Genomic DNA, 12,125 nt, shown 5'->3' with positions numbered 1-12,125 from the left:
ATACCTTATACAGGTATGATTTAAAACCCATTGTAATATGGTATACTAAATTATATAATTATAACAAAAAAGGAGTAAAAAAATGCAACATAAGGTACCTTTAATAGTAGACAGGATAGAGGATAATTTTATTGTGGTATGTGAAGACTATCAAGGCAATATTGTAAATATAGATAGAAGACAGATAGAAGATAAAGTAAAGGAAGGAGACGTAATTATAATAAAAGATGGTAAATATAAAATTCATGCAGAAGCCACTTTTAAACGTAGAAAGGATATGGAGGATTTAGTGAAAAGCATGTGGGTGGAAGATGAGGGCGAAGAGAGTGAGTGATAATAAAAGCTTTACTAAAAGCATCATATATGATTGGATTTTACCCATACTAGCTGCCATTGTTATAGCCTATCTTATTAATACATTTTTATTATTTAAGGTTTATATTCCTTCAGAATCTATGAAACCTACATTAAATGAAGGCGATCAACTTTTTGTTACTAAAGTATACGATAAAAATAAAATTAAACATGGAGATGTGCTTGTGTTTTATTCTCATGAGCTGCAAGATTTACTTATAAAAAGAGTAATAGGATTACCTGGTGATAAGGTAGAGGTTAAAGATGGAAATGTTTATGTAAATGGTGACAAATTAGATGAAACCTATGTTAAACATCCTAGTAAAAAGCCAGGCAGTTTTGTTGTTCCAGAAGGAAAGTTTCTCTTCATGGGAGATAATAGAGCAAACTCCAATGATAGCAGGTTTTGGAAGGATCCTTATATTGATGGTAAGGATATAAGAGGAAAAGCACAAGTAAGAGTTTATCCTTTTAATAAGATGGGGTGGATAAAATAGGAGGTTTTGTATCATGGAAATAATAAATAAAAAAATAGACGAGTTAAAAGATGGTTTAATTAAGGATACTCAAGAAGTATTAAGAATAAAAAGTGTCGAAGAAGCGGCTTTACCTGGAAAACCCTTTGGAGAAGGAGTTTCTAAAGCTCTAGAAACCGCTTTAAGCATATCCGAAAGACTAGGTTTTAAAACTAAGAATCTTGATGGTTATGTAGGATATGCTGAATATGGTGAAGGGGAGGAGTATGTAGCTGTATTAGGCCATTTAGACGTAGTGCCTGAAGGGGATGGTTGGAATTATCCTCCTTATGGCGCTGAGATTCATGAGGGTAAAATTTATGCCCGTGGTGCTATGGATGATAAAGGCCCTATTATGTCAGCTTTATATGGATTAAAGGCAGTAATGGATGCTGAGCTCCCTTTGTCAAAAAGGGTAAGAATAATATTTGGAACCAATGAAGAAACCGGCTCAGGAGAGATAGCTTATTATAATGAGAGAGAAAAAGCTCCTGTAGCAGGCTTCACTCCAGATGCTGAATTTCCTATTATATATGCTGAAAAAGGATTGACAGTTTTTGATTTTGTTAAACCTATTAAAACTAGAGGAAAAGGAAACACTGAGATAAAGACTCTAACAGGAGGTCAGAGAGCTAATATGGTTCCTGATTACTGTCAAGCTTATGTGGTTACAGATGACCCAGCTAATGTAATATCATTATTAAGTGAGTTTAAATATGACAACCCTTATAAGATACAATATGAAAGAGTAGAAGATGGAGTTATTATAAAATCTTATGGTGTTTCAGCTCATGGAAGCCTTCCAGAGCTAGGTAAAAATGCTATAATGCAGATGTTTGCCTTTTTGGCAGAGTTACCATTACAAGGTACTGATATAGGAAGCTTCATACACTTTGTAAATGAAAACATAGGAATGGAAACCGATGGTAAGTCCTTTGGAGTAGATTTAGAAGATGCAGCTTCAGGAAAGCTCTCATTTAATGTGGGAACAGTAGAACTAAAAGACAATAGTATAGTTATGAGTTTGAATTTAAGGTACCCTGTAACCTTCCAATTAGAAGACATGCTTACAAGGTTGGAAAGAAAACTGTTAAACACAGATATAGAAATAAAAAATTTAGATCATCAATCACCACTGTATTTCCCAAAAGATCATCCTCTTATTACCACTCTTCAGAAAGTGTATAAAGAGCAAACCGGTTTAGAACCAGAACTTTTGGCCATAGGTGGAGGAACTTATGCTAAGGAAATGGCAAATATAGTAGCTTTCGGGCCAATATTCCCTGGAAAGCCAGATTTAGATCATCAAGCCAATGAATATATTGAAATAGATGACATAATAAAATGTGCTAAGATATACGGAGCAGCTATATATGAGCTTGCAAAGTAATATAGTTGAAAGGAAGTGACAAAATTCTGGTTTATAACCAGTAGCTTATGAATAAAAAAACTAACAAAAACGATGAAAGTAACAATAAAAACAAAAAATGGAAGTTTGGTGTTGCTTATATAGTAGCAGTATTTGGGCTTATAATGCTTTTTAATTATGGAAGATCAGCATTATATACAAAACAGATAACTTATGATGAATTTATAACCTTATTAGATAATAAGCAGATTCAAGAGGTTAGTATTACAAGGGACAAGATAAGTATAGAACCTAAAAAAGATACTTCCTATGGTAATAAGGTTCTTTATACTGCTAATATAGGGGATAAGGATCTTGTGCAAAATTTGAAAGCTTCAGGGGTGAAATTCTCAGGTCCTCTTGCGTCCAACCCACTACTCCTTGAAATTTTAATTTCCTGGATAGGACCATTATTATTTTTACTGCTAATAGGTAGATTGATGTTTGGAAAAATAGATAAAAAAATGGGCGGAGGAGTAATGTCCTTTGGAAAGAACACAGCAAAGCTTTATGCTGAGGATCAAACAGGATTAACTTTTAAAGATGTAGCAGGTCAGGAAGAGGCTAAGGAATCCTTAAAGGAAATAGTTGATTTTCTTCATCAGCCTCAAAAATATACACAAATTGGAGCTAAGTTACCTAAGGGAGCACTATTGGTAGGGCCTCCTGGAACAGGTAAAACCCTTCTAGCTAAAGCTGTAGCAGGGGAAGCTCACGTTCCATTTTTCTCATTATCAGGTTCAGATTTTGTGGAAATGTTTGTGGGAATGGGAGCAGCAAGAGTAAGAGACTTATTTAAGCAAGCTGAAGAAAAAGCACCATGCATTATCTTTATCGATGAAATTGATGCTATAGGAAAAAGTAGAGATAATACTATGAGTAGTAATGATGAAAGAGAACAAACTCTAAATCAATTACTTTCAGAAATGGATGGTTTTGACGCTACTAAAGGTGTGGTAATACTTGGAGCAACTAATAGACCTGAGATATTAGATAAAGCGCTTTTAAGACCAGGCAGGTTTGATAGAAGAGTAATAGTGGATAGACCTGACCTTAAAGGAAGAGAAGACATTCTAAAAGTACATTCAAGAGATGTTAAGATGGGCGGAGAAGTAGATCTTACTTCTATTGCAAAGGCAACTCCAGGTGCAGTGGGAGCTGACCTTGCAAATATGGTTAATGAAGCTGCTTTAAGGGCTGTAAAGCAAGGAAGAAATGAAGTTATACAAGAAGACTTAGAAGAAGCCGTAGAGGTCATAATAGCAGGTAAGGAAAAACGTGACAGAATAATGTCAGATAAAGAAAAGAGAATTGTTTCTTTCCATGAAGTAGGGCATGCCTTAGTGGCAGCACTGTTAAAAAACACAGACCCTGTGCATAAGATTACCATAGTTCCAAGAACCATGGGTTCTTTAGGATATACACTTCAGCTTCCAGATGAAGAAAAGTATTTGGTATCTAAGGAAGAAATGATGGATCAAATAACAGTTATGTTAGGTGGAAGAGCAGCAGAAGAAGTAGAATTTAAAAGTATTTCTACAGGTGCTTCTAACGATATAGAAAGGGCAACTCAAACTGCAAGAAATATGGTTACCATGTATGGTATGACTGAGGAGTTTGATATGATGGCCTTAGAGTCTATGAGCAGCAGATATTTAGATGGAAGACCAGTTCAAAACTGTAGTGCTAAAACCGCCGCAAGAATAGATGAAGTGACTTTGGAGATAATAAAAGAATGTCATAAAAGAGCTATAAACATACTTAATGACAATAGGGCATTATTAACAAAGATATCAGAAAGACTCTTGGAAAAAGAAACCTTACTTGGGGAAGAATTTATGAGTATAGTAAGAGAAGACAAAGACGCATTAGAAGAGAATACTAATACAGTTTTACAATAGTTATGAATAATATATACATAAATTCCCGGTGTTACCGGGAATTTTATGTGCTTAAAGGAGGATATGCATTGGATTTAAAAGGGGAAAAAAGTTTGGATTTAAATATAGAAAATTTAAAGCTTGAAGAAACCGTAAAGATAATAAGAGAAGAAATAGTGAATTATATATCTAAAAGACAAAATATCAGCCAATATATTATAGATTACAGAAAAAAAGTCATAGAAGAATTTAAAGACGATGAAGATAAAATTGCTGAGTATTTTGATCATGAGAGATTTGTTAAGGAAGAAGCATTTAAAAATATTGATAGGCGCCTTAAAGAACTTACTGTTTTACAAGAATCACCGTATTTTGGACGGGTGGAGTTTATTGATAAAGAGTATGAAGATGAAGAAAAGCTATATATAGGCAGATTTGGAGTTACTCCAGAAGGCAGCTATGAACCTACAGTAGTAGACTGGAGAGCACCTGTAGCATCACTTTTTTATAAAGGTACTTTAGGGAAAGCTTCCTACGTCTCCCCTCAAGGAAATGTAGATGTAGATATCACTGGTAGAAGACAATATATCATTAAGAAAGCAAAGCTTAAAGGAATGTTTGACTCTGAAATTGATGTAAAGGACGAAATACTGCAGCTAGTTTTAAGTGCAAATTCTGACGAAAAGCTTAAAGATATAATAATGACTCTGCAAAAAGAGCAAGATGATATAATAAGGCAGCCTAGGGAAAATACTCTAGTGGTTAATGGGGTAGCTGGCAGTGGCAAAACCACTATTGCACTTCATAGGGTAGCTTATCTTCTTTATAATTATAGAGATATACTAAAGGATAAGGTTTTGATAATAGGGCCTAATAATATATTTATGGAGTATATTTCTTCAGTACTTCCAAGCCTTGGAGAATCAGGTGTAAAACAAAGCACTTTTACTAATTTTGCTTTAGATATATTAGATATAGAAGAAGTTATGACCTTTAAAGAATACTCAGAAAAGATACTAAGTGATGATAAAGCTTTTATTAAAGAAGCGGAGTACAAAAATAGTGATGAATATGTACAGCGCTTAGATGAAATGCTTAAGGAAATGGATGATAGCTACTTTAAATATAGACCAGTGCACTTTGAAGGAAATATAGTGGTAGATCTAGAAGAAATAGATGAACTATTCAACAAACATTACGCTCATATGCCTCTTTTTAGGAGAAATGAAAAAGTAAAGAGAATATTAGTCTCTAAACTCAAAGATAGAAGAGATGAAGAGGTAAGGAAACTTAAGGCTGAAATAAAAGCCTATAGAGAAAGCCTTTCACCTGATGAGTTAAAACAGCAAGAAAATAATATTGAGTTTAAAAGAAAAATGAGAATAAGAGAAATAATAAGAGAGGTTATGAATCAAAGGGATATCATAAATAAATGGATAACCCCACAGAGTATAGAAGATATATACAATGAGTTTAATCAGCATAAACCTCTTACTATAGATGATTTAGCACCAATTCTATATTTAATGTTAAAATTAACAGGAATAAAGAATAAGGATAGTATTAAACATGTGGTAATAGATGAAGCTCAAGATTTCAGCAAGTTACAATTTAAAGTAATAAAAGAAATAACTGGAGCTGTTTCATTAACTATTGTTGGAGATGCTAATCAAAGATTAACCAAAACACAAGATAGACCTGCAATGTTAGATGTGGAAAGCTTGTTCCCAGACCTTAAAGTTATGAATTTTAACTTAAATAAGAGCTATAGATCCACTTATGAGATTATGGAGCATGCCAATAAATACCTTAAAGAAGATAAAATAGTCCCTATGGTTAGAAGTGGTGCTAAAGTAGAAAGCATAATTGTAAATAATATTTTAGACTTAGGAAATATAGTAGCACAGCAATTGAATAATTTCAAAGAACAAGGACTAGAAAATATAGCTATTATAACTAAAACCATGGAAGAATTAAATGAAGTTGAGTCCACAATAAAATCTAAGAGTTATGTTGCCACATTAAAATCAGAGGATATGCTTTATAATGGTGGTATAGTTATGCTACCATCTTATTTCGCTAAAGGATTAGAATTTGATGGTGTAATTATACTTGACAATGAAGATATTAAAACCAATGATTTTATTAAATACATTATGTGTACTAGAGCATTACATGGGCTTATGGAAATTAAATATTAGGGAGAAAATTAATGAAAAAGTATTTGTCATATATAAAGAAATTTACTAAGTCGGTGGATTCCTATTGGATACTGACATTTTTACTTGTTATTTTAAAATCAAATTTATTTTTAGCTATGGTTAGAACGCCAAACTCTTCATCTATTGATATATTTAGTATGTATTTTGGAGTTCCTGTTATTTCTACACACTTATCCTTTGCTGTTATATTTATTTCCATAGCTCTTTTATTTAAAGGAAGAGCAAGGCTCTATGCAGCTACTGGTTTAAATTTGCTTCTGAGTATAATGCTGGTGCTTAACCTTTGGTATTACAGGGCATATAAGGGATTTTACTCTATTAGGCATATTATTCATCCGGAACTATTCAATCCTCTTAATAGGAGTATAGTAAATTTTCATATCATAGATATTTTATATTTTTTAGATGTTTTATTATTGATAATTTATATATACCGTCATAAGGATATATACAAAGATGTAAAAAGAAATGTAGTATGCTTTTTAGCCTTTGTAATTGTGGGCTGCGGAGTTATATATAATGATCATCAGAGAGTTGATAAGCTTAATAAGGGACGCCCAGGTCAAATGGTATTTGTAAACTCTTGGGCTCCTTTTCAAACCATGTCTAACCTTACTCCTATAGGCTTCTGGAGCTACGATACTTATAGGACATTAAAAGAATGCTCTGATTATAAATTGTCCTCTGGGGAAAAAGAAAAAATAAACAATTGGCTTAATTGGAAAATAGAAAATATTAAGGATAATAATTATTTTGGTATGTTTAAAGGAAAGAATATCATAGCTTTACAAATTGAATCTTTAGAAAACTTTGTTATTAACGCTAAAGTAAATGATGAAGAGATAACACCTAATATGAATAAGCTTCTTAAAAATAGTTTGTATTTTAATAATATTCATGAACAAAATGGCGGAGGCACCAGTTCAGATGCGGATTTTATGTTTAATACAGGAATGTTTCCAATAAGTAGTGGATCTGTGGTTTTTAGATATCCATCAAGAAATTTAGAAACTCTTCCAAAACTTTTACAGGAGAAGGGGTATAAAACTTATTCTGCTAAAGCTGAAAATGCTGGAAATTGGAACTGGGTAGAGATGCATAAGGGCACTTATAAATTTCAAGAAGTTTGGGATATAAGTAATTTTAAAGCTGATGATCTCATAGGAACATCAATTTCTGATGCTTCTGGATTTAGGCAGATAGGTGAAAAGATCAAGGATATTAAAGAGCCTTTTTATATTAATTATGCCACTTTAAGCAGTCATGGACCCTTTGAAATTCCTGAGGATAAAAAGCTTTTAAAGCTGCCTGAGACTCTAGATAAGAGTATTTTAGGAGCTTATTTTCAAAGCATTAGATATGTAGATGAACAAATAGGTAGTTTTATAGAGAAATTAAATAACCAAGGTATCTTAGACAACACTGTAGTTGTAATTTATGGTGATCATGGTGGAGTACATAAATTCTATGGTGATGAGTTGAAAGCTGTAGACTTCCCAGGGGACTGGTGGAAACATAATGATGAAAAGATACCTTATATAGTATTTAATAGTAAACTTTCAGGGAATAAAATTGATACTATAGGTGGTACTGCGGATTTATTTTCCACTACAGCATATTTAATGGGCATAGAGGAAGAAAAATTTATAAATAAGACTTATGGAAGAAATCTACTTAAGACAAATAGAAATTTCACTGTAATGAATAATGGCAGATTAATTGGCGATATTAACGAAAAGGATAAGCTTTACCTTGAGAATTCCAGGGATGTAAGTAATCTTATTATCACCAGTGATTATTTTAATAAAAATAGCCACTAAAATCAATTAATAGTTAAATATAATATAAAAAATCTGCATGACAGTAGGATATTTAAAAATGCTGCCATGCAGAACTTTTTATTTTATTTCGTTTTTATATTCTTTTTCGTATTTATGAAATTTATCCACAAGTTCATTACCTAAGGAGTCTAGCTTATTAAAGTACATATTTTGAATATAGAACTTCTCTAAATCATCGTGGAGAGCTTTATTATTTTTTAATATGCTTAAGGCTTTTTCTACCATAGAGTAAAATAAGGTTTTATTATACTCTATCTCATTAGATACTGAGTTTAGATACTTTGTATTACAAAGTTCTTCCATATATATTTCATTGCCCTTTATTTGCTTTTTATTTATTTCATTAGAAGTGACAATAGCAGTGGATAGTTCCGGTATAAATAAGTGTTCTATTCTTTCAGAAATAAATGGATCATGAAAAACTTCTACATATAGTCCTCTTTTTAAGCTCTCTTCAAGAATATATTTTAAAGTTTCAGATTTTCTAAAGCCAGGACCTCCATTTATAACATATACGTTTTCATAAGCATTTGTAAGAGATTCTATATAGGTTACTATACCTTGAGGGGTAATACCTGTGGCAAACAAATGCCTATCCTTTCCTAAAACACCTATATCTGTACCTTTTAAAACTTTACTTTTAAGATCTTCTTTAAAGGTTAATAGCTTGTTGCTATCCATAGATTGTAAATTAAATGAGCTCCAATCCTCATGAATTTCCTTGGCGGACCTTAAATATCTGTAGATCCTTTTATAATTTTCTGATAGGGTTTTAGCGATGTCCATTATTTCAACTTTATGATTTTTTATTCCATCCTCATTCCAACACTGACCTAAGTTTAATATCTCGTCCACAGCACCGGGAGTTATAGGGTCTACCATATGAGGAGAAGTTCCATCTAAAACGGCTATTTTAAGTTCTTTTATAAGGATAGCATCTAAGGACTCACTGTCAGAGGAACAATGATGATGCTCTATATTATATCCATTAGAATAAAAATATGCAGAAAGCTTTTTCATAATGGAGGATTTACCTGTACCTGGCCCTCCTTTTAAACAAACTATTCTTCTAGCTTCATCTTGAGGGAGTATATATCTAAAAAAAGAATAAAATCCCATAGAAGTGTTTGCACCTGGAAACATGTGTCTAATATAGTTATTCATATAGTACTCCTTTCGAATATTACATATTATATTATGCAAGGGGTGCCAGTCACGTGACAAGTGACTGGCACCCCTTTTTACATAAAATCAGGATCTACGGTTATTATGCAATTATATTCTGGATGAATGTCTTTTATATCTGAAATAATTTTTTCCTTAAGCTCCTCTTCATGCATGATCTTTCTAAGAGCAGCGCTATCCACCACTATATCAAAGATTAAGTTCTTATGTTCTTTTTCCCCCACAATTCTAAAATCATGCATAGATTTTATAAGAGGGTTATATTTTATAATTTTTTCTACTTCAGTTTTAGCTTCTAAGATCTCTTTAGTATCTATAGAAATAGGGTCCATATGTATCACCAGATATATATTTAGCTTTTCTGATATTTCACGTTCTGCCTTGTCTATAACATCATGTATCTTCATGATATTTATATCAGAAGGAATTTCTGCATGAATAGAAGCCATGCACTTGCCCGGACCATAATTGTGGATTATAAGATCATGCACTCCAGTAATATACTGATAACTCATAACACCTTCCTGAATAGCTTTTACTAACTTAGGATCTGGAGCCTCCCCTAAAAGAGGACTTATAGTTTCTTTTACTAAAGAGTAACCAGACCATAGTATTGCTAAAGCAACCAAAATACCTATGTATCCATCTATAGGGAAACTAGTGAATTTTGAGGCTAAGAGTGATATGGCTACAGTACTAGAAGTTACCACATCACCTAAAGCGTCTATACCAGCAGCTTTTAGAGCTGATGAATCTATGGTCTTTCCAATAAACTTATTAAAACTACTTAACCACACTTTAAAGGTTATAGATACTGCTATAAGTATGAAAGGAAGAAGTTGAAAAGTTACAGGTGCTGGATTTATAACCCTATCAAAGGAAGTTTTAATAAATTGAAAACCTACAATCATAACCATAAAAGCCACTATAAGTGCTGAAATATATTCTAGCCTTCCATGACCAAAAGGGTGCTCTGCATCTGCAGGCATACTGGATAATTTAAAACCTAATATAGTTATTAAAGAAGAAGCTGCATCAGAAAGATTATTAAAGGCGTCTGCCATCACAGCGATACTTCCCACAATAAGCCCCACGGAAAGTTTTATTGCAAACAACATAACATTTATTATTATTCCTACTATACCTGCAAGAAAGCCATAAGAATTTCTAACTTTTTCATCATTTGTATTAGAGTTATTCCTAATAAACTTTTTTACTAGCAATCGAGATAGCATAACTAACACTCCAATCAAAGGTTAAATATGATATGAAAATATATATGCTATTATATCACAAATGAAATATTAATATAGCAAATATAATATAATAAGTGTTAGAATATATATATATTTACGTTAAAGGAGGTAATTACATGGAAAGAGAATTAGCATTAGAGCTTATGGAGTTTATTTATAATTCACCTTCAGCTTTTCATGCAGTGGACACCATTAAAAAGGAATTATCAAAAGAAAATTACATAGAATTACATGAAGGAGAAAAATGGAATTTACAGTATAATAAAAATTATTATGTCACTAGAAATGACTCTGCTTTAATAGCATTTAAAACTGGAAGCAAATCACCTCAAGAGGCAGGTTTTAAGCTTATAGGAGCTCATACAGACTCACCTAGCTTTAGGATAAAACCTAATCCAGAAATGGTTTCTGAAGGCAGTTATGTAAAGCTTAATACAGAGGTATACGGCGGACCTATACTATCCACATGGATGGACAGGCCACTTGGTATAGCAGGAAGAGTTACATTAAAAGGAGAAAATATATTATTTCCTGAAAGCAGGCTTATAAACATATCTAAGCCTATAGTGATAATACCTAACCTTGCTATTCATATGAACAGAGAGGTAAATAAGGGTGTGGAACTTAATAAGCAAATAGACACTCTACCTTTAATTACACTAATTAATGAATCCTTGGAAGAAAATAATTATCTTATAAAACTTTTAGCAGAGGAATTAAAGGTTGAAGTTAAGGAGATAATAGATTTTGATTTATTTTTATATGAATATGAAAAAGGATGCTTTGTTGGATTAAATGAAGAATTTATATCTAGTTCAAGATTAGATGACCTATCCATGGTTCATGCTGGTATCAAGGCACTTTTAACCTCTAAAAGCGTAGAAGCTACCAATGTTATGGTATGCTTTGATAATGAAGAAATCGGTAGCTCTACAAAACAAGGAGCGGATTCACAGCTTTTGTCCAACATATTAGAAAGAATAGTATTAAGCTTTGGAGGCAATAGAGAAGATTACTTTAGAGCTCTTTCTAAATCTTTTATGATCTCAGCGGATTTAGCTCATGCAGTTCATCCAAATCGTGGTGAAAAGCATGATCCTAAGAATAGACCGCTTATAAATAAAGGACCTGTTATTAAGATAAGCGCTAACCATAAATATACTTCTGACAGCGATTCTTCTTCAGTATATGAGCTTATATGCAAAAAAGCAGGAGTACCGGTACAAAAGTTTGTTAATAGATCTGATATGTTAGGAGGCTCTACCATAGGACCAATATCCTCTACTCACCTAGATATTAGAAGTGTGGATATGGGATCACCTATATTTGCAATGCATTCTATTAGAGAATTAGCTGGAGTAAAGGATCATTATTATGTTCTAAAATCCTTTGAGGAGTTTTATAACATTTAAAATTTAATAAGAGATATAGAAAGCTGGTGATAGAAGCCAGCTTTTTTATTTT

The 12,125-nt window shown here is 32.5% G+C and carries 9 protein-coding genes; 7 read left to right on the top strand and 2 right to left on the bottom strand.

The window, feature by feature from the left end:
- The first annotated feature begins 82 nt into the window (after positions 1 to 82).
- The 6 genes from BUA82_RS12605 to BUA82_RS12580 all read left to right on the top strand — a co-directional run bounded on the left by BUA82_RS12605 (position 83) and on the right by BUA82_RS12580 (position 8,199).
- Positions 83 to 334, top strand: a complete 252-nt coding sequence (locus tag BUA82_RS12605; RefSeq protein WP_073008707.1) for a DUF3006 domain-containing protein — start codon at positions 83 to 85, stop codon at positions 332 to 334.
- A complete protein-coding gene (gene lepB / locus BUA82_RS12600; protein WP_242948970.1) occupies positions 327 to 851 on the top strand; it encodes a signal peptidase I in 525 nt (174 codons plus the stop codon). The genes BUA82_RS12605 and lepB overlap by 8 nt, the downstream gene beginning before the upstream one ends.
- 13 nt (positions 852 to 864) lie before the next feature.
- Entirely contained in the window at positions 865 to 2,259 is a 1,395-nt protein-coding gene (gene pepV / locus BUA82_RS12595; protein ID WP_073008701.1) for a dipeptidase PepV, read from the top strand.
- A 47-nt stretch (positions 2,260 to 2,306) separates the two neighbouring features.
- On the top strand, positions 2,307 to 4,178 hold the full coding sequence (ftsH, locus tag BUA82_RS12590; RefSeq protein WP_073008698.1) for an ATP-dependent zinc metalloprotease FtsH: 1,872 nt from the start codon (positions 2,307 to 2,309) through the stop codon (positions 4,176 to 4,178).
- Between the two features lie 68 nt (positions 4,179 to 4,246).
- Complete coding sequence (locus BUA82_RS12585) at positions 4,247 to 6,358, top strand: HelD family protein (protein WP_073008694.1); 2,112 nt, start codon at positions 4,247 to 4,249, stop codon at positions 6,356 to 6,358.
- A gap of 11 nt (positions 6,359 to 6,369) precedes the next feature.
- On the top strand, positions 6,370 to 8,199 hold the full coding sequence (locus BUA82_RS12580) for an LTA synthase family protein (protein WP_083599929.1): 1,830 nt from the start codon (positions 6,370 to 6,372) through the stop codon (positions 8,197 to 8,199).
- 78 nt (positions 8,200 to 8,277) lie between these two features.
- Here BUA82_RS12580 and BUA82_RS12575 read toward each other — a convergent pair whose 3' ends face one another.
- Together BUA82_RS12575 and BUA82_RS12570 are read right to left on the bottom strand one after the other, a co-directional pair.
- Entirely contained in the window at positions 8,278 to 9,384 is a 1,107-nt protein-coding gene (locus BUA82_RS12575; protein WP_073008692.1) for a PRK06851 family protein, read from the bottom strand.
- Between the two features lie 77 nt (positions 9,385 to 9,461).
- Positions 9,462 to 10,640, bottom strand: a complete 1,179-nt coding sequence (locus BUA82_RS12570; RefSeq protein WP_073008689.1) for a cation diffusion facilitator family transporter — start codon at positions 10,638 to 10,640, stop codon at positions 9,462 to 9,464.
- A gap of 137 nt (positions 10,641 to 10,777) precedes the next feature.
- On the opposite strand from BUA82_RS12570, the gene BUA82_RS12565 reads away from it, so the two are divergent.
- On the top strand, positions 10,778 to 12,073 hold the full coding sequence (locus tag BUA82_RS12565; RefSeq protein ID WP_073008686.1) for a M18 family aminopeptidase: 1,296 nt from the start codon (positions 10,778 to 10,780) through the stop codon (positions 12,071 to 12,073).
- Positions 12,074 to 12,125: the final 52 nt, after the last annotated feature.

It is taken from the genome of Clostridium amylolyticum, assembly GCF_900142075.1.
Taxonomy (GTDB): Bacteria; Bacillota; Clostridia; order Clostridiales; family Clostridiaceae; genus Clostridium_AA; species Clostridium_AA amylolyticum.
This window is presented reverse-complemented; position numbering and strand designations above follow the sequence as displayed.

Coding starts and splice junctions, on each gene's coding strand:
- BUA82_RS12605 (WP_073008707.1), top strand. CDS start 83: ATGCAACATAAGGTACCTTTAATAGTAGACAGGATAGAGGATAATTTT.
- pepV (WP_073008701.1), top strand. CDS start 865: ATGGAAATAATAAATAAAAAAATAGACGAGTTAAAAGATGGTTTAATT.
- ftsH (WP_073008698.1), top strand. CDS start 2,307: ATGAATAAAAAAACTAACAAAAACGATGAAAGTAACAATAAAAACAAA.
- BUA82_RS12580 (WP_083599929.1), top strand. CDS start 6,370: ATGAAAAAGTATTTGTCATATATAAAGAAATTTACTAAGTCGGTGGAT.
- BUA82_RS12575 (WP_073008692.1), bottom strand. CDS start 9,384: ATGAATAACTATATTAGACACATGTTTCCAGGTGCAAACACTTCTATG.
- BUA82_RS12570 (WP_073008689.1), bottom strand. CDS start 10,640: ATGCTATCTCGATTGCTAGTAAAAAAGTTTATTAGGAATAACTCTAAT.
- BUA82_RS12565 (WP_073008686.1), top strand. CDS start 10,778: ATGGAAAGAGAATTAGCATTAGAGCTTATGGAGTTTATTTATAATTCA.